Source organism: Micromonospora sp. DT68 (genome assembly GCF_049847245.1).
In the GTDB taxonomy this organism is placed as follows: domain Bacteria; phylum Actinomycetota; class Actinomycetes; order Mycobacteriales; family Micromonosporaceae; genus Micromonospora; species Micromonospora profundi.
In genome coordinates this window covers 294,596-311,539 of record NZ_JBNCNZ010000006.1, presented here as the reverse complement: position 1 = coordinate 311,539, position 16,944 = coordinate 294,596, and the positions used below count along the sequence as shown (strand labels likewise).

Here is a 16,944-nt window from a genome sequence, read left to right as displayed (position 1 = left end):
CTGGCGCGTCAGGTGACGGTCGGGCTGCGGCGTTCGAGCAGGACGACGTCGCGCCAGCGGTCGTGGTGGCGGCCGACTCGTTCGCGGACGCCGACGACGCGGAACCCGGCCCGCTCGTGCAGGCGCAGGCTGGCGACGTTCTCCGGGAAGATGCCGGACTGGATCGTCCAGATGCCGGCGGCCTCGGTCGAGGCGATGAGCGTGTCGAGCAGCAGCCGGGCGATCCCCTGCCCCTGGGCGGTCGGGTCGACGTAGACCGAGTGCTCAACCACGCCGGCGTAGACGGCGCGCGTCGAGGTCGGCGAGACGGCGATCCAGCCGAGCACCGTGCCGGCGCTGTCGACAGCCACGAAGCGGTGCGCGGCCAGTCGGGTGGTGTCGAACGCCGCCCAGGTCGGCGCGGTGACCTCGAAGCTGGCGTTGCCCGCGTCGAGCCCGGCCTGGTAGATCGCCAGGACGGGGCCCGCGTCGGCACCGGTCATGGGTCGCACGCTGATATCGGCCATCGGCGGCCTCCGTTCGGGTCGACGGGGATCGAAACGCCTGTCTTGACGTCTGTCGAATCAGACACTTGCACGCTGATTAGATGCCTGTCAACCTAGAGCGATGTCACAACAGGCAGCTCCCCCTGCGCCCGTCGACCCGACCATTGACGCGCCATGCTGCCCCTCCCTGACTCAGCACCGCGTGCCGGCCGAGACCGCGACGGCACTCGCCCCCGCCTTCAAGGCCCTGGGCGATCCGGTACGGCTGCAACTCCTGTCGATGATCGCCTCCGCCGAGGGCGGGGAGATCTGCGTCTGCGACCTCACTCCCGCGTTCGACCTGACCGGCCCGACCATCTCGCACCACCTCAGAACGCTGCGCCAGGCGGGGCTCGTCGACGCCGAGCGCCGTGGCACCTGGGTCTACTACCGGGCCCGGCCGGCCGCCCTGCGCCAGCTCGCCGCCCTGCTCGCCACCGAACCGACGCAGTCGTGACCGACGACCGCCACCCACCCGACGACGGCGTCGACGCCGTGTGCGCCCAATCCGCGACGAAGTCCGCGCCCGGGGCGCAGCGGCCGATCGCCGACCTGAGCGCTCGGGGTCAGCACCCGCCTGGAACGCCGAGGAATCTACAAAGATTTGATGTATAGAGTCAATGATCGTAACGAATGGCTCTCATACTCCGCAATTCTTACGGGGTCAACAGGCATTCAGCGCCGTTGACGTTCGGATCGGCGCGTCCGTATACTCCTGTTGATCATCCGATCTTTTGCCGATTCGGGCGAGGAGCGCATGCCGCAGATCACCGCCGTCACCGTCGAGGACGTCCGCTTCCCCACCTCGCTGACAGCCGACGGGTCCGACGCCATGAACAAGGACGGCGACTACTCGGCGGCCTACGTCACACTGCACACCGACGGCGTCGACAGCGCAAGCGTGCCGCTGGCGGGTCACGGCCTGACCTTCACCATCGGCCGGGGCAACGACATCGTCGCCGCGTCGGCGGCGCACCAGGCCGACCGACTGGTGGGCATGGACGTGGCCGAGATGGCCGCCGACATGGGGGCGGTCTACCGTCACCTCACCTCCGACTCCCAGTTGCGCTGGCTCGGCCCGGAAAAGGGCGTCATCCACCTCTCGCTGGCGGCCGTGTTGAACGCGGCGTGGGACCTTGTCGCCCGGGTCGCCGACAAGCCCCTGTGGAGACTGCTCGTCGACATGTCCCCCGAGCAGCTCGTCGACATCGCCGACCTGCGCTATCTCTCCGACGCGCTGACCCGGGACGAGGCGCTGTCCATCCTGCGCGCCAAGGAGAGCACGAAGGCCGATCGGCTGGCCGAGCTCGCCCGCACCGGATACCCGGCGTACACGACGTCGGCGGGTTGGCTCGGCTACGGCGACGACAAGCTGCGCCGCCTCTGCCAGGAGGCTGTCGACTCGGGCTACGGCTACGTCAAGCTCAAGGTGGGCGCCGACCTCGACGACGACATCCGCCGCTGCGGCATCGCCCGGGACATCCTCGGCCCGCACCGCCACCTGATGATCGACGCCAACCAGGTGTGGGACGTCGGGCAGGCAATCGAGTGGGTAACGGCACTCGCCCGCTTCGAGCCACTGTGGATCGAGGAGCCGACAAGCCCTGACGACATCCTGGGGCACGCGGCAGTCCGCCGTGCCGTGGCACCCATCGGCGTCGCCACCGGGGAGCACTGCCACAACAGGGTGATGTTCAAGCAGCTGTTCCAGGCCGGGGCGATCGACTTCTGCCAGTTGGACACCGGCCGGCTGGCCAGCATCAACGAGATCGTCGCCGTGCTGCTGCTCGCTGCGAAGTTCGGCGTCCCCGTGTGTCCGCACGCCGGCGGTGTCGGCCTGTGCGAGATGGTCCAGCACATCTCGGTCCTCGACTACGTCGCGATCTCCGGTGATCTCACCGGGCGGGTCACCGAGTTCGTCGACCACCTGCACGAGCACTTCACCGACCCGTGTGTCGTGCGGGACACCGGCTCGGGCAGCGGCTACGTCCTGCCCAGCATGCCCGGCTACTCCACGCGGATGCGCCCGGAATCGACAGCCCTCTACCGGTTCCCCGACGGGCACTACTGGGCGGCGGCGCAGCCCGCTACCGTGTCATCTCCGGAGCCGTACGTCGTCGCGGGTGGGACGGCCACCCCGGCCGCCCGCTAGGAGGTGTCATGTCTCGCACCGACGAGGTCGTGAACGGCATCAAGCGGATGATCCTCGAAGGGTCGTTCAAGCCTGGGGACCGGCTGCCCATCGAGAAGGACCTCGCCGAGTCGCTCGGAGTCTCGCGCGGATCACTGCGCGAGGGCATGTCGGCGCTGTCGATCCTCGGCATCGTCAACATCCGCCAGGGCGACGGCACGTACGTCACGAACCTCGACGCGCCGCAACTGCTGGCCCCGATGGGTTTCGTCGTCGACTTCCAGGGCCAGGGCGACCCTCGGCACATCCACACCGTCCGCCGTCTGCTGGAGTGCGAGGCAGCGCGCCTGGCTGCGACCAGGATCACCGACGAGGCTCTGGCCCAGGCCGAGGAGTTGCTCGACGAGGCGGCACGGATCGTCGGTCAGTCGCCGCAGGACCACGAGCGGATCATCGAGATCGACATCGCGTTCCACCGGATCATCGCCGTGCACGCCGACAATCCGGTGCTCACCGGCCTGATCGAGGCGTTCGCCGGGCGTACCGTGCGGGGGCGGCTCTGGCGGAGCCTGCACGTGGAGGGCGCCGACCGCCGGACCCACGACGAACACGTGGCGATCCTGAAGGCCCTCGTGGCACGGGACGCGGAGCGGGCCCGCATCCGGATGGCCAACCATCTCATCGGGGTGGAGGAGTCGCTGCACTGGCTGCCCGAGGAGTAGGGCGGGCGTCGGGCCGCGTGCCCGCCGCCCTACTCCCCGCTGCCTGTGTCACCGCTCGTCCCGTTCCACGGTCGTGCTCCCGGTCATCGCCGCGACCAGGTCGTCGGTGGTGACCTCGTCGGCGCGTAGCCGGGCCGCCCGCCGGCCCAGACGCAGCACCTCCACCCGGTCGGCGATCTCCAGCACCTGCGGCATGTTGTGGCTGACAAGCACCACCGACATGCCGGCGTCGCGGGCACGCCGGACGACATCGAGCACCCGGGCGGTCTGGACGACGCCGAGCGCCGCGGTGGGCTCGTCGAGGATGACGACGTTCGTCGCCCAGATGATCGCCCGAGCGACGGCGACACACTGCCGCTGCCCACCGGACAACATCGCGATGGGTGTGGTGACCCGCGGGATCCGTACGCCGAGTTGGTCGAGTGCCGCAGCGGCGCCCTGCCGCATGGCGCGTTTGTCGAGCAGCCCGAGCCGGCCCAGCGGCCCGGAGCGCAGGATCTCCCTGCCCAGGTAGAGGTTGGCGGCGACGCTGAGGTCGTCGGCCACCGCCAGATCCTGGTAGACGGTCTCCACGCCGGCGCGACGGGCGTCGACGGGGGTGGCGAACCGGACCGGAGCGCCACCCACCCGGATCTCGCCCTCGTCGGGCGTGTGCACTCCGGACAGCGTCTTGATCAGCGTGCTCTTGCCGGCGCCGTTGTCGCCGATGAGCGCGACGACCTCGCCCCTGCCGACGGTGAAGTCAGCGCCGCGCAATGCCTCGACGTGACCGAACCGCTTGACGATGCCACGGGCTTCGAGCACCGGCGGCTCGTCGGGGACAGAGCGCTGGTCGCGGTCGCTGACCGCTGAGGGACTGGTCGCCATCACTGCACCGGCGGGTTGGCGCAGCTGGGTTCGAGCACTGCCTTGACCTCCGCGGAGTCGATGTTGGCCTTGGTGACGAACGTGACGCCGGTGTCCGCCGAGGCCAGTGGCGCCTTGTCGCGCAGGTGCTTGACCATCTTGTCGACGCCGAAGTAGCCCATCTTGAACGGGTTCTGCACGACGAGCGCCGAGATCTGGCCGCTGCGCAGCCCGGCGATCTCGTCGGGCGCGGCGTCCCAGCCGATGATGACGACCTTGCCGGACTTGTTCGCCGCCTGGATGGCCTGGGCGGCGCCGAGCACGCTCTGCTCGTTGGCCGCGAAGACCCCGGCGAGGTTCGGGTTGGCGGTCAGGATGTTCTCGGTCACCCGACGTGCCTCGTTGACGTCGCTGCGGCTGGGCTGCTGCCCGACGAGCTTCAGGTTGGGATATGCGGCGAGGCCGCTCTTGAAGCCCTCGACGCGCTCGGTGTTGGTCTGCGAGCCCGGCTGGAACTCGACGAGCGCCACCTCGTGGTTGCCGGGGCCCAGCTCGGTCGCGAGCAACTTCGCCGCCTCGCCGGCCGCGGCACGGTTGTCGGTGGCGAACAGCGGCACTGACGGCGGTTGCGGACTGGTGCCGGAGTCGATCATCGCGACCGGGATGTTCGCGCCGAGCGCCTGGTCGGTGGCCGGCGCCAGCGCCTGGGAGTCGGTGGCCGCGTAGACGATGCCGTCGACCTTCCTGGTGACGAAGTTCTGGATCAGGTTGACCTGGCCCTCGACGTCCGTCTCGGTCGTCACGCCGTCCCACTGCACTGTGACGTCACCGGCGCGCTGGGCGGCGCACTCGGCGCCGGCCTTCACCGTGTTCCAGTAGTCGGCGCCGACCGCCTTGGGCACGACGGCGAGCTTGAGCGGCCCGCTGGCGTCGGTCGATCCGCCGTCGCCGCCGTCGCGGACCTCTACCCCGCCGCAGGCGCCGAGCAGGGCGACGACAGCGGCGGCGGCGAGCAGACCCGGCGCGCGTAGGCGCCGTCCTCGGGTCCGCCGGCTGGTGGTGGTGTGTGCCATGGTGTGCGTCCTTCCTCTGTCGGACTGCGGGAACGGCAGGTCAGCCCCGGGACTCCAGCCGCCGGCGGCGGTACTGGTCGAAGTAGACGGCGGCCCAGATGATCACGCCGACGATCACCTGCTGGTAGTGGATGCTGATGTCGAGCAGGACGGCGCCGTTGCGGACCAGCGCGATGAGGAACGCGCCGATGATGGTCCCGACGATCCGGCCCTGGCCCCCGAAGAGGCTGGCGCCGCCGATGACCGCGGCGGCGATGACGTCGAGTTCCAGCGAGATGCCGTAGTTCGGCTGGCCGGAGTTGACACGGGAGGCGGCGATCATGCCGCCCAGCCCGACCAGGACGCCCGCCAGGACGTAGACGCCGGTCAGGTGGCGGCCCACGCGGATGCCCGAGCGGCGGGCGGCCTCCAGGTTGGAGCCCATCGCGTACGTGTACTGGCCGAAGCGGGTCTGGGACAGCAGGAACGCGACCCCGACGGCGACCACGGCGGTGATCACCACGGCGAACGGGATGCCGGCGATCTCACCGTTGCCGAGCAGTTGGAAGGACCGGGGCAGTCCGTACACCCCGACGGCTCCGGTGATGATGAAGACCAGGCCGCGAACCGCGGACATCGTTCCCAGCGTCGCGATGAACGGGGGAATCCGGGCCACTGTCACCAGCAGCCCGTTGACAAGCCCGGCCAACGCGCCGACGCCGATCGCGACGGCTGTCGCCGCGAGGAGCGGAGAACCCAGGTCACGGACGACAATCGCCCCTGTCACACCGGCGAGCGCGGCGACCGACCCCACCGACAGGTCGATGCCGCCGGTGATGATGACCATGGTCTGGGCGGCGGCGATGATGGCGATCACCGCCGTCTGCGCGCCGATGTTGAACAGGTTGTCCGCCGTCAGGAAGTACGGGCTCGCGACGCTAAGCGCGATGAACAGGACTACCAGCGCGGTGGCGGCGGTGAACTCGGCGACGGCGTGCGAGACCCACTCACGGAGCCTGTCGGTGAACACGCCGCCTCGCGCCGACGGGGTCGCCTCGACGGCGCTCATCGCGGGGACCGACCTTTCCCGACCGACTCGCCGACGCCGGGCACGGCGTCCCTGGTGAACCGAGCACTTCTCAGCAACCGGACCTCCTCAGGAAGTCACGCACGGCCCCACACCTACGCGAAAGATCAGATGTTTCTGTTGATCAGGCGTTACCTTGCCACGGATTCATCGACGTTGCCAAGGTGCTACAGCGATGTTTTGCCGCCGCCGCTCACGTTTCGGAGCACATACGTCTGATCAAACTCACTCAGCAGTGTTTGCGGGCAGCACGGGGCCGCCGGACGCGCCGGACAGCCCACGCCGGACGCACCGGCATCGCCGTTCAGCGACTTCCGGAAGCCCTGTTAGCGGTAACTCCTCATGCCCGAAACCGTCGCAGGGCGGCGGGCCCGGCGACTCCCAGTGCGCATGTTATCGATAACAGGCGATGTTCCGCCACGGCATGCTGTGAGCCATTCCGGCGCCTCTCAGCCGTCGCACTCCCCGGAGATGGCGGTAGTCGAGGCTGGCAACGCCGATTTGCGGCTCGGTATTGACTCTCACCCGGGGCGGCAACCATGCTCTGCTAAATCAGTTTAGCGGGCGCTCGCCCGCCCCCTCTCGACGTCCAACGCCAGAGACGGGTGCCCGCTCGAGAAAGGACTCGCATGAGACTGCGAAGAGGACTCGTCCCGCTTCTCGCCGCCCTCGTCCTGACCGTCGCCTCCGGCACCGCCTACGCCGCCACGAGCGGTGGCACCGGCCCGGCCCACGGCAGCGGAGACGGGATCCGCAGCATCACCCCCATCACCACGGTCTACACGTACGGCCAGAAGGTCTCCGCCGTGGCCATCGAGTACGGCGCGACAGTCAACCCCCGCACCCTCGACAACACCACATTCACTGTCGCCGACACCATCTACAACTTCCGCTTCAACCCGATCGAGGACCTGCCGAAGCTCGCCGACCGGACCATCACCCACACCTACACCAACGACGCGCCGAACACCCGGACCGACAAGCGGTCGGCACCCGGCCGGTACGTCATCGTGGAGCTGAACCCCGCCGACACCGGCGGCTGGACGGTCATCGTCTCCAAGTGCCCCACATTCCTGTGCACGGTGAAGGTCAATCCTGAGCTGCCCACCCGCGTCGTGCAGCGCAAGGACGTGCACGCGCAGCCCGGTAAGGGCGCCGGCAAGGGGCCGGTGCTCGCGCGGGCGACGCCGCGCGAGTCCCGTCCGGTCACCGAGAAGCCGGTGAACAAGCTTGTCGACGAGTTCACCTACGGCTCGTTCCTCAGTGGTGGAATGGTGCTGCCGTACCACTACCACCTGCCGAAGAACTACCAGCCCGGTCGCACGTACCCCCTGATGGTCGTCCTGCCCGGGCACGGCATGGGCTGGGACGGCGACAACCTCGGCGTGCAGCTCGCCGCCGACATCCCGGCGACGGCGTGGTTGCAGTCAAGCTGGACCGGCAGCTCCGAGGACGTGATCGTCCTGGCGCCGCAGCATCAGCGGGTCGGCGGGGCCGCCGAGGCCGACCTGCTGGTGAAGCTGCTCGACCAGTTCGTCCGTCAGTTCCCCGTGGACACCCGCCGGGTGTACGCGACCACCGTCTCGTACGGCTCCCAGCTGCTGTGGGAGGCGTTCGCCAAGCGTCCGGGCCTGTTCGCCGGCGGGTTGGTGACCGGCGGGTTCCCCGTCAACGCCACGCAGGCCACCGCGATCGCGGCTGGCGAGGTGCCGGTCTGGATCACCCACGGTGAGCACGACCACCTGCTCAACGTCACGGGCGCCCGGAACTCCTCCACGCTGCTGCGGCAGGCGTACCAGGCTCGGGGCAAGAGCCCGGAGCAGGCCGCGGACCTTGTCCGCTACACCGAGTACGCCGACTCGGCGTTCTCGTTGCCGGACTACCACGCGGCGTTCGGGCCGACCTACGAGGACAGCAGCATCCTGCGCTGGCTGCTCGGCCAGACCAAGCCCGCCGGGGTTGGCGGCTGACACCCCCGACAGGCGATGTGCGGCTCCCCGGGCGACATCGCCCGGGGAGCCCCGGCACCTACGCGCTGACCGTCACCGGCAACTCGGGCTGGGCGCGGTGGCCGCCTCGAAAGCCCAGGAGTCGATCTCGAAGAGTTCGACGCCGGCCGGACCGCTGAAGGTGAAGTAGACGTCGTGCACGCCGCTGACCCCCGTCAACTCCGCGCGTACCTCGGTCCACTGACCGGCCGGGCTGTCGACCGCGATCGTGCCGACCACCGGACCGTCGACACCATCCAGCCGGACCTGGATCCGGGCGCCCGTGGCGAGGGCCCGCACCGTGGCCGTGACGCCGCGTGCACCGTCGCCGCCGAAGTCCACCGACGACAGCCCCGTCCAGTCGCCGTCGTGGATGTCACGGACCACCAGGTTCGGTGCCGCGGCGTCGAACTGCGCGGAGGGGCGGTCGGTCTTCGAGGTCGCGACACCCTTGCTCCAACCGAAGGTCTCGGCCTCGAAGACGCGGTACGGGTCGAAGTGGCGAACCTGCTCCACCCCGCCGTACGTGCCGACGACCTGCTCGATGGTGCCGTCCGGGCGGAAGGTCAACTCCTGGATGTGCGGGCTGCGGTAGCCCTGGGTGGTGTCGCCGTTGATGCGCTTGTTGAGCGTCGGGGCGTGGTAGGTGAAGTAGTACCGCCCCTCGAACTCGAACACCGACTGGTGATTGTTGCCGCCGGTGCCGGCGCCGAAGAACTGGGACTGGTTGGGGAACAGGACGCCGGCGTAGGTCTCCTTCGGCCACGACATCGGGTCGTCGGAGATCAGGTAGCCGATCTCGCCGGGACCGGGGTAGCCGGGAATCGGCTGCTGGCTGCCGCCGAAGTCGCTCCCGCCGAAGTGCGACGAGTACGAGAAGTAGTACCTGCCCTCGCGTGTGAACACATGGCCCGCCTCGAAGGCGACGGGGGCGTCGACCACCACTGCCGCCCCTTCGGTGGAGACCATGTCGTCGCCGAGTGCGATGACCCGGAGGTTCTTCGGGTTGTTGAATCGTTCGGCCGGCGGCATGCCAGTCGACGCGGGGCCGCCGCCGAAGTAGAGGTAGGGCCGGCCGTCATCGTCCACGAAGGGCGTCGGGTCGAACTTCCACGCGACGTCCTCGGCACCGGGGGTGCTGTCGTTGATCAACGTACTCGTGCGCTCGCTGGTCCACGGGCCGAGCGGGGTGCTACCCGTGATCACGTTGGTGGAGTCGCCACTGTTGGCGTAGTAGAGGAAGAACTTCTCCTCGCCGTCGACCACCTTCCTGGCGATGCCGGGCGCCCACGAGTTCGCGGTGAAGCGTGCCACCCCGTCCGGGCCCGCGACCTGGATCTCGCCGTGGTCGGTCCAGTTCACGAGGTCCGTCGAGGAGATCACCGTGATCTGGTTGATGTCGCCGTAGTTGATCCCCGGTGAGACGCCGGTGACAGGGTCCGGGGCGTAGCCCTGGGTGTCGTTGGTCAGGTACAGGTACACCCGGCCGTCGTGCACGAAGCCGAAGCCGTCGGCGCCGAACTTGTGCCCGATCAACGGGTTGTGCTCGCCCGGCAGTTTGCCGACGACCTCGATCGTCTTCGATCGGGGTGGTGGAAGCGCGGCACCGGCTACCGCCACGTCATCCAGTGTGAAGTCCATAGGGGCGGCTCCGGGTCGGTCGAGGGATGCTCGTCAACGAGGTCTCGCCGAACAGCCGCGCCGTGGACGCGTTCTGCCCAGCTGGGATCGCGAACGTGAAGGCCATCGTGTTATCGCTCACATCGGCTGTCAAGGCTACTGATGACACATGCCCGAAGTATCCCCGCAACACCCGCGCGCCATCGCGCCAGAGCCATAGCTGCCAATCTTTATGGACGAATGTCTATATTGGTGACGGCGTCATCGGGTGAGGATCTTGGCACCACCACCGCGATGCCTCTGGGAGGCGCCATGAACCGTCCCCTCCTGCGGGCAGCCCTCCGGCTGACCGCACTAGCCGCAGCGACCGCCGGCGTGCTGCTCGCCGCCGCCGCACCCGCCGCCGCCGCCGTACCCACCGGCCGCTACGTCGCACTCGGCGACTCGTACACCTCCGGGCCGCTGGTCCCCACCCAGGTCGACCTGAACTGCCTACGGTCCAGCCGCAACTATCCGTCGCTTGTCGCCGCCTCCGCGGGCTCGTCGTCGTTCGTCGACGTGAGCTGTTCCGGGGCCACGACCGACGACATCCTCTACGGCGGCAGCGGCCAACTGGGCATCGCGACCCCACCGCAGATCAACGCGGTCACCTCGAACACCGCCCTGGTGACCGTGCAGATCGGCGGCAACGACATCGGCTTCGCGGGCATCATCGGGGACTGCGCGGAGGCGAGCCTCAGCAGTCCACTCGGGTCGCCGTGCCGGGACCGCTACACGGCCGGAGGCACCGACCAGCTTCAGGCCAGGATCGCCGCCACGGCGCCGAAGGTGACGGCAGTCCTCCAGGCGGCCCGCCGGGCCGCTCCCGGCGCGCGGGTCGTGGTGCTCGGCTACCCCGCGATCGTGCCAGACAGCGGCTACGGCTGCTGGCCCGTCGTACCGATCGCCTACCAGGACGTGCCGTACCTGCGGACCATCGAGAAGTCACTCAACTCGATGCTGGCCCGCACCGCCGCCGCTAACGGCGCCACCTACTCCGACGTCTACACCCCGTCGATCGGCCGGGACGCGTGCAAGGGCAGCGGCACCCGCTGGGTCGAGGGTCTCGTACCGCAGAACGCGGCCGCACCGTTCCACCCGAACGCCCGCGGCGAGCAGGGCATGGCCACCGCGCTACTGGCCACGCTGAACAGCTGACCGCACGCACATCCGCCGCCGGCCCCGCCCACCACAGGGCGGGGCCGGTGACGTCGTGTCGACGCGCGGATCGGGTCAGGCCGGAAGGCAGGAGCGGACGGCGGCGGTCAGCCGGTTGGCGCGCTCGTCGCCCGCCCCGTACATCTGATTGACCACGTAGCCGAACCCCACAGCGTGCCGCGCGTCGCCGAAGGCGAGGTTCCCACCGGCGCCGTCGTGACCGAAGCTGCCTGCGCCGAGCAGCGGCCGGGCCTGCGGCGAGTGCAGCAGGAAGCCGGTCCCCCAGCGTTGGCCGGTGTCCGGTGGACCGTGCCGCTGCTGACCGCGCGAGCGGACGACGACCGCGTCGTCCACGGATTCGGCGCTCAACAGCGGCCCGCCCCGGACGTCGGACACACAGGCCGCGTAGAGGCGAGCGAGGCCCTCGGCGGTGCTCACCGCGCCCGCCCCCGGAATTCCGGCGGCCTGGATGGCGGGGTCGTTGAAGCTGACCAGGCCGTCGGCGTCGGCGGGAAAGGCGAAGGCGCCACCCATTGTGATGCCGCGCTCGGCCACGGGGTCGGCGAACGGATCGGCCTCCGGCGGTGGGGCCAGGTTCCAGGCGACGGTGTCGCGTTCGGATGCGGGAAGCCCCAGCCAGGTACGCAGCGCCAGCGGCTCGGCGAGGGCGTCGCGGAAGAACGCGCCGGGCAGTTGCCCCGTGACGCGGTGGATCACCTCCCCGACGAGCCAGCCGTACGTCATGGCGTGGTAGCTGTGTGCCGTGCCGGGCTGCCACAGCGGGGCCTGCGCCTCGATCGCCTTGATGACCGGATCCCACGCGAGGATCTCGTCGAGGGTCAGCGCACGGTCCAGGGCCGGCAGCCCGACCTGGTGGGTGAGCAGCCAGCGCACCGGGACGTGGTCCTTGCCGTGCTGGCCGAACTCCGGCCAGTAGCGCGTCACGGGCGCGTCGAGGTCGAGCCGCCCCTGCTGTGCCAGGAGGTAGGCGCAGATCGCCAGGATCCCCTTGGTGCAGGAGAACACGACGACAGGCGTGTCCGCCTCCCACTGTCGTCCGGTGCGGGTGTCGGCCAGCCCGCCGTACAGGTCGACGACCTTGCGTCCCCGTACGTAGAGCGTGACCGCGGCGCCCACCTCGCCCCGGGAGGCGAAGTTGTCGCGGAAGACGTCGGCGACGCGCCCGTAGCCGTCGTCGGCGTCGCCGTGGATCTGCGGCTGCGTAGCCACTGCCTATCCCTTCACTGATCCTTGGATCAGGGCCTTGATGAACTGTCGCTGGAAGATCAGGAACACGATGAGAGTAGGGGTGAGGATGAGCAGCGAGCCAGCGCACAGCAGCACCAGGTCGGTGCCCCACTGGCCCTGGAACGCGCCCAGAGCCCCGGCCATCGTGCGTTTGGTGGCGTCGTCGACGAGGACGATGGCGAGCAGGAACTGGTTCCACGTCCAGAGGAACATCAGGATCGTCAGCGAGGCGATTGCCGGCCGGGCGAGCGGCACCTGAACCCGCCAGAACAGCTGCCACGTGCTGGCGCCGTCCACCTTCGCCGCCTCGGACAACTCGACAGGCACGTTCGTGAAGTGCGCGCGCATCCAGAACACGGCGAACGGCATGTACAGGCCGATCAGCGGCAGGATGATCGCCCACCGGGTGTTGAGCAGACCGAGGTCCTGCATCTGGTAGTAGAGCGGGGTGACCACGGCCTCGAAGGGCAGTGTCAGACCGAGCAGGAACAGCCCGAAGACGAACCGGCCGCCAGGCACCCGCAGCTGGCCGAGCCCGAACCCGGCCATGGTGGCGATGAGCACCGACACCGGCACGACACCGGCCACGATGAGCAGGCTGGAGCGCAGCAGAGCGCCCATGTTGGCGGCGGTGAAGGCGTCGGCGAAGTTGCCCCACTGCGGATCCGACGGCCATGCCAGGCCGCTGGGCACGGTGCCGCGCGGCTGCAACGCCGCCGACAGCATGCTCACGAACGGCAGCAGGGTGACCAGGACGAGTGCGATCAGGAACAGCCGGCCTGTCAGTTGTTCACGTCGGCTCAGGTTCACGGCTTCTCCCCCCGGGTCAGTCGCTGGATCGGCAGCACGAAGGCCAGCACCAGCACCATCAGCACGACCGCCAGCGCCGAGGCCAACCCGACCTGACGCTGCGAGAAGGCGAGGCGGTAGATCTCCAGGCCGGGGACCGTGGTTTGCAGGCCGGGGCCACCGCTTGTGGAGATGTAGACGATGTCGAAGCTGGCGAGCGCGGCGATGATCGTCACGGTGAGGCAGACGCCGATCTCCTGCCGCAGGCTGGGCAGGGTGACCGCGAGGAACTCCCGGACCGGCCCGGCGCCGTCGAGGCGGGCTGCCTCGTAGAGCGCAGGATCGATCTTGCTCATGCCGGTGACAAGCAGGATCGTGCAGAGACCGAGCAGGACCCAGGCGCCGATCACGCCCACGGCCGGCAGCGCCGTGTCGAAGTCGCCGAGCCAGGCGCGGGCGAGGCCGCCCAGACCGACCGCGCGCAGCACCTGGTTGATCAGGCCGTTCGAGGACAGCAGCCAGCTCCACGCGATGCCCGCCGCCACGAGTGGGATGACCTGTGGCAGGAAGAGGATCGTCCGGACCACGGTCCCGAAGGCTCCGGTGGTGATCCGGCGAACCACGCTCGCCACCAGCAGCCCGAGCGCCACCGGAATGAAGCTGAAGAAGACGATCAGGATGATCGCGTTACCGATGATCTTCAGCAGGTCGCTGTCGGTGAACACCGTGAGGTAGTTGTCCAGACCCGCCCAGCGGGCCACGCCGATCCCGTTCCACTCGTACAGCGAGTACTGGACGGTCAGGGCCAGGGGACGGAGGACGAAGATCGCGTACATCACCAGGGCGGGCAGGACGTACAACCAGCCGGTCCCGGCCGCGCGGGCCCACCGACGTCGGTGGGCCCGCGTGGACGAGGGGTGGGCGGGACGATCCGGCGACGACACCGTGTCGTCCCGCCCGGTTGGTGCGCTGCCGAGGGCAGACGTCATCGGGACAGTTCCTTCTCGTACTCGGCCTGGACCGCCTTCACGTACCCCTCGGGCGTCTGCTGGCCGGCGATCAGTTTCTGCATCTCGGGGGTGATCGCGGCGGCGAAGATGCCGCCTGTCGCGTTCGCGGTGAAATCGACAGCGCCGTTCTCGGCACCGAGCTGCTGGGACGCCTTGAGCGTCTCGGCCAGGACGGTGTTCGGGGCGGCGGCCGGCACCGGCAGGTCGCTCGGGCCGCCAGGGCTGGAACCGCCGACCGTGACCGCGATCTCGCGGGCCTTGGCGTTGGTGTGGGCCCAGTTCAGGAAGTACGCGGCGGCGTCGGCGTTCTTGGCCTTCGCGGAGACGCCGAAGGTGTTCGGGGCGGACATCGCCACGTGCTTGCCACCTGCGGATTCGGACGGGAAAAGGAAGAAGCCGACGTTGCCCGGCATCGCCTTGTCCAGGTTGGCCGACTCCCAGTCACCGTTGAACATGAACAGGCCGTTGCCCTTCTGGAACTCCCCCACCATCGCGGCGTAGTCCACGGCGTTGGCGTCCTTCGGGAAGTAGCCGGCCTGGGCCCACTTCTGGATGGTCTGGGTGGCCTTCAGCGCGGCCGGGGTGTCGAAGGTGGCCCCTGGCTTCTGGAAGATCCAGTCAGCGACCTGCGCCGGGTCGCCGAACTGGTTCTGCAGCGCCTGGTGCGGGAAGTTGATGCCCGCGGTGTTCTTGTTGAACTGCATGATCGGCTGCACGCCGCCGGCCTTCGCCTTGGCCAGCAGCTCCTCGAACTCGGCGACCGTGGCCGGCGGTTGGGTCATGCCGACCTGCTGGGCCAGCTTCTTGTTGTAGAACACGCCGGTGACGCTGTAGCCCAGCCCCATCCCGTACAGCGACCCGTTGCCCCGGATGTTCTCCCCGACGCGCAACTGCATCAGCTGCGATGCCGGGAACTTGTCCCAGCCGTACGCCGTGAAGTAGGGGTCCAGGTTCTTGAGCAGGTTGTCCTTCACCAGGTCGACCATCGTGGGCAGCCGGATGATGTCGGGCGAGTTGTCCGAGGCCATCACCCGCGGTGCGTTCTCCACGATCACCGTGAACTGGTCCTCGCGGATGTTGAACGTGACGTTCGAGTGCTGCTTGGAGAACTCGTCGGCGAGGGCCTTGGCCAGCGGGAAGCCGGTCTCCGCGTACATCTCCAGGGTGATCGGGTCGGTGCCGAGTTCCGTCTTGACGGCGGCGTCGGGCTCGGCGTTCGACGACCGGTCGGTGCCCGGCGCGCTACAGGCCGTCGCGGCCAGCCCGACGGCCAGCAGCGGCGCGAGGAGCAGCGCTCGACGTCGCGACAAATTTTTCAGCAATACTGCCATTTTATGACTCCTTGATTCCTCCGCGCGCCCCGCGACCATGGCTGCGGGACGGCTCCACCGGGACCGCCGCAGCCGGAGCACCGACACGACGCGCACGTCGCGACCGGTCGCACCGCAGCAGCACGCGTACCGTCACCAATGACCCTCAGCCCGGCGACCAGAGCACGCAAAAGTGGTCGCTAAACTGATTTAGCAGAGCATGCGCGTGACACGGGTAGCTGTCAAGGACCACCCTGCAACGGTCTGGAAACATCGAGTTCACACCGCTGCGGGCGGAACCGGGGCTGGCCATCGGACGGCGACGCATCATGATGGGCGGGAGCGGTGCCCGTGGCGCCGCGCCTGATTCGGAGGACTGATGGGCCGCAACAGAGCAACCCTGGCCGACGTCGCGCGGCGCGCTGGGCTGTCCAAGACTGCCGCGTCGATGGTGCTCAACGGGCGGGAGGGCACCCGGTTGTCGGCCGAGGCGCATCAGCGCGTGTTCGCCGCCGCCGAGGAACTCGGCTACCGGCCCAACCTCGCCGCACGCAGCCTGCGCACCCGCAAGACGGCCACCATCGCCTTCGTCTCCGACATCGTCGCCACCACCCGCTTCGCAGGCGGCCTCATCCGTGGCGCCCTGGACGCCGCGCGGGAGCGGGACCACGTACTGCTCATCACCGAGACGCAGGGCGACGCCACCTTCGAGCAGTACGCCATCGAGGCGATGCTCGACCGGCAGGTCGACGGGGTAATCTACGCGGCGATGGCCACCCGACGACTCACAGTGCCGCAGGCCATCCTCGGCGGCCCGGTGGTGCTGCTCAACGCCACCAGCTCGGACACCCTGCCCTGCGTCCTTCCCGACGACGACCGGGCCGGCCGCTCGGTGGCCACCGCCCTGCTGGAGCACGGCCACCGCGACGCCATCGCACTCATCGGCCGCAACCGGCTCAAGGAGGGCGATCCCGAGGTGTCCCTCGCGGCCCGGGCGCGTCTGCGGGGCATCCACCAGGCGCTCGGCGACGCGGGCGTCACACTGCTGGCAGAGTGCTTCTGCACCGACTGGCTGCCCGAGCACGGCTATGCCGCCATGCGCGGGCTCCTCAACAGGCAGCAGCGGCCCAGCGCTGTCATCTGCATGAACGACCGACTGGCCTTCGGCGCGTACCAGGCACTCGGCGAGGCAGGACTTTCCGTTCCCGACGACATCTCGGTGATCTCGTTCGACGACGACCCGATCGCCGCCTGGCTACGTCCAAGCCTGGCCACCACCGCGCTGCCGCACGAGCAGATGGGGCGGCGCGCGGTCGAGCTGCTACTCGACGGCGGGGCCGCCGAGCCGACGCTGGTCCCGATGCCCCTGCGTCGCCGCAAGTCCCTCGCGCCTCCCGCCGGGTAGAGGTTCGCCACGGCT

15 protein-coding genes are annotated in these 16,944 nt (G+C 69.2%); 6 read left to right on the top strand and 9 right to left on the bottom strand.

What is annotated here, in order from left to right; translation table 11 throughout:
- Positions 1 to 8 precede the first annotated feature (8 nt).
- Positions 9 to 506: a GNAT family N-acetyltransferase gene (locus ACPXB1_RS13970; protein WP_355591484.1), complete on the bottom strand. Its 498-nt coding sequence runs from the start codon at positions 504 to 506 to the stop codon at positions 9 to 11.
- 100 nt (positions 507 to 606) lie between these two features.
- Between ACPXB1_RS13970 and ACPXB1_RS13965 the strand changes: the two genes are divergently transcribed.
- From ACPXB1_RS13965 to ACPXB1_RS13955, 3 genes are all read left to right on the top strand, one after another.
- Positions 607 to 981: an ArsR/SmtB family transcription factor gene (locus ACPXB1_RS13965; protein WP_355591487.1), complete on the top strand. Its 375-nt coding sequence runs from the start codon at positions 607 to 609 to the stop codon at positions 979 to 981.
- 300 nt (positions 982 to 1,281) lie between these two features.
- On the top strand, positions 1,282 to 2,676 hold the full coding sequence (locus tag ACPXB1_RS13960) for an enolase C-terminal domain-like protein (protein WP_355591490.1): 1,395 nt from the start codon (positions 1,282 to 1,284) through the stop codon (positions 2,674 to 2,676).
- Positions 2,677 to 2,684: 8 nt separating this feature from the next.
- Positions 2,685 to 3,377: a FadR/GntR family transcriptional regulator gene (locus ACPXB1_RS13955; RefSeq protein ID WP_355591493.1), complete on the top strand. Its 693-nt coding sequence runs from the start codon at positions 2,685 to 2,687 to the stop codon at positions 3,375 to 3,377.
- A 48-nt stretch (positions 3,378 to 3,425) separates the two neighbouring features.
- Here ACPXB1_RS13955 and ACPXB1_RS13950 read toward each other — a convergent pair whose 3' ends face one another.
- Genes ACPXB1_RS13950 through ACPXB1_RS13940 form a run of 3 tightly spaced genes read right to left on the bottom strand, consistent with a single transcriptional unit; the run spans position 3,426 to position 6,344 of the window.
- On the bottom strand, positions 3,426 to 4,244 hold the full coding sequence (locus ACPXB1_RS13950) for an ATP-binding cassette domain-containing protein (protein ID WP_355591496.1): 819 nt from the start codon (positions 4,242 to 4,244) through the stop codon (positions 3,426 to 3,428).
- Positions 4,244 to 5,296, bottom strand: a complete 1,053-nt coding sequence (locus ACPXB1_RS13945) for an ABC transporter substrate-binding protein (RefSeq protein WP_355591498.1) — start codon at positions 5,294 to 5,296, stop codon at positions 4,244 to 4,246. Before ACPXB1_RS13945 ends, ACPXB1_RS13950 begins: the two co-directional genes overlap by 1 nt.
- 40 nt (positions 5,297 to 5,336) lie before the next feature.
- Positions 5,337 to 6,344 carry an ABC transporter permease gene (locus tag ACPXB1_RS13940; protein ID WP_355591500.1) on the bottom strand — a complete coding sequence of 336 codons (1,008 nt, stop codon included), beginning with the start codon at positions 6,342 to 6,344 and terminating at the stop codon, positions 5,337 to 5,339.
- Positions 6,345 to 6,991: 647 nt separating this feature from the next.
- On the opposite strand from ACPXB1_RS13940, the gene ACPXB1_RS13935 reads away from it, so the two are divergent.
- A complete protein-coding gene (locus tag ACPXB1_RS13935; RefSeq protein WP_425735368.1) occupies positions 6,992 to 8,332 on the top strand; it encodes a hypothetical protein in 1,341 nt (446 codons plus the stop codon).
- A 72-nt stretch (positions 8,333 to 8,404) separates the two neighbouring features.
- On the opposite strand, the gene ACPXB1_RS13930 is transcribed toward ACPXB1_RS13935, so the two are convergent.
- Positions 8,405 to 9,991, bottom strand: a complete 1,587-nt coding sequence (locus ACPXB1_RS13930) for a glycoside hydrolase family 43 protein (RefSeq protein WP_355591504.1) — start codon at positions 9,989 to 9,991, stop codon at positions 8,405 to 8,407.
- Positions 9,992 to 10,282: 291 nt separating this feature from the next.
- Here ACPXB1_RS13930 and ACPXB1_RS13925 point away from each other — a divergent pair, with 291 nt between their 5' ends.
- On the top strand, positions 10,283 to 11,167 hold the full coding sequence (locus tag ACPXB1_RS13925) for an SGNH/GDSL hydrolase family protein (protein ID WP_355591506.1): 885 nt from the start codon (positions 10,283 to 10,285) through the stop codon (positions 11,165 to 11,167).
- Between the two features lie 75 nt (positions 11,168 to 11,242).
- On the opposite strand, the gene ACPXB1_RS13920 is transcribed toward ACPXB1_RS13925, so the two are convergent.
- Genes ACPXB1_RS13920 through ACPXB1_RS13905 form a run of 4 tightly spaced genes read right to left on the bottom strand, consistent with a single transcriptional unit; the run spans position 11,243 to position 15,545 of the window.
- Positions 11,243 to 12,397 carry a serine hydrolase domain-containing protein gene (locus ACPXB1_RS13920; protein ID WP_355591508.1) on the bottom strand — a complete coding sequence of 385 codons (1,155 nt, stop codon included), beginning with the start codon at positions 12,395 to 12,397 and terminating at the stop codon, positions 11,243 to 11,245.
- Between the two features lie 3 nt (positions 12,398 to 12,400).
- Positions 12,401 to 13,225 carry a carbohydrate ABC transporter permease gene (locus ACPXB1_RS13915; RefSeq protein WP_053656785.1) on the bottom strand — a complete coding sequence of 275 codons (825 nt, stop codon included), beginning with the start codon at positions 13,223 to 13,225 and terminating at the stop codon, positions 12,401 to 12,403.
- The gene (locus ACPXB1_RS13910) at positions 13,222 to 14,193 is read right to left on the bottom strand and encodes a carbohydrate ABC transporter permease (RefSeq protein WP_053656783.1); all 972 of its coding nucleotides are present in this window, start codon (positions 14,191 to 14,193) and stop codon (positions 13,222 to 13,224) included. The genes ACPXB1_RS13915 and ACPXB1_RS13910 overlap by 4 nt, the downstream gene beginning before the upstream one ends.
- On the bottom strand, positions 14,190 to 15,545 hold the full coding sequence (locus ACPXB1_RS13905) for an ABC transporter substrate-binding protein (RefSeq protein WP_355591511.1): 1,356 nt from the start codon (positions 15,543 to 15,545) through the stop codon (positions 14,190 to 14,192). Before ACPXB1_RS13905 ends, ACPXB1_RS13910 begins: the two co-directional genes overlap by 4 nt.
- Before the next feature lie 358 nt (positions 15,546 to 15,903).
- On the opposite strand from ACPXB1_RS13905, the gene ACPXB1_RS13900 reads away from it, so the two are divergent.
- A complete protein-coding gene (locus ACPXB1_RS13900) occupies positions 15,904 to 16,929 on the top strand; it encodes a LacI family DNA-binding transcriptional regulator (RefSeq protein WP_355591513.1) in 1,026 nt (341 codons plus the stop codon).
- The last annotated feature ends 15 nt before the right edge of the window (positions 16,930 to 16,944 follow it).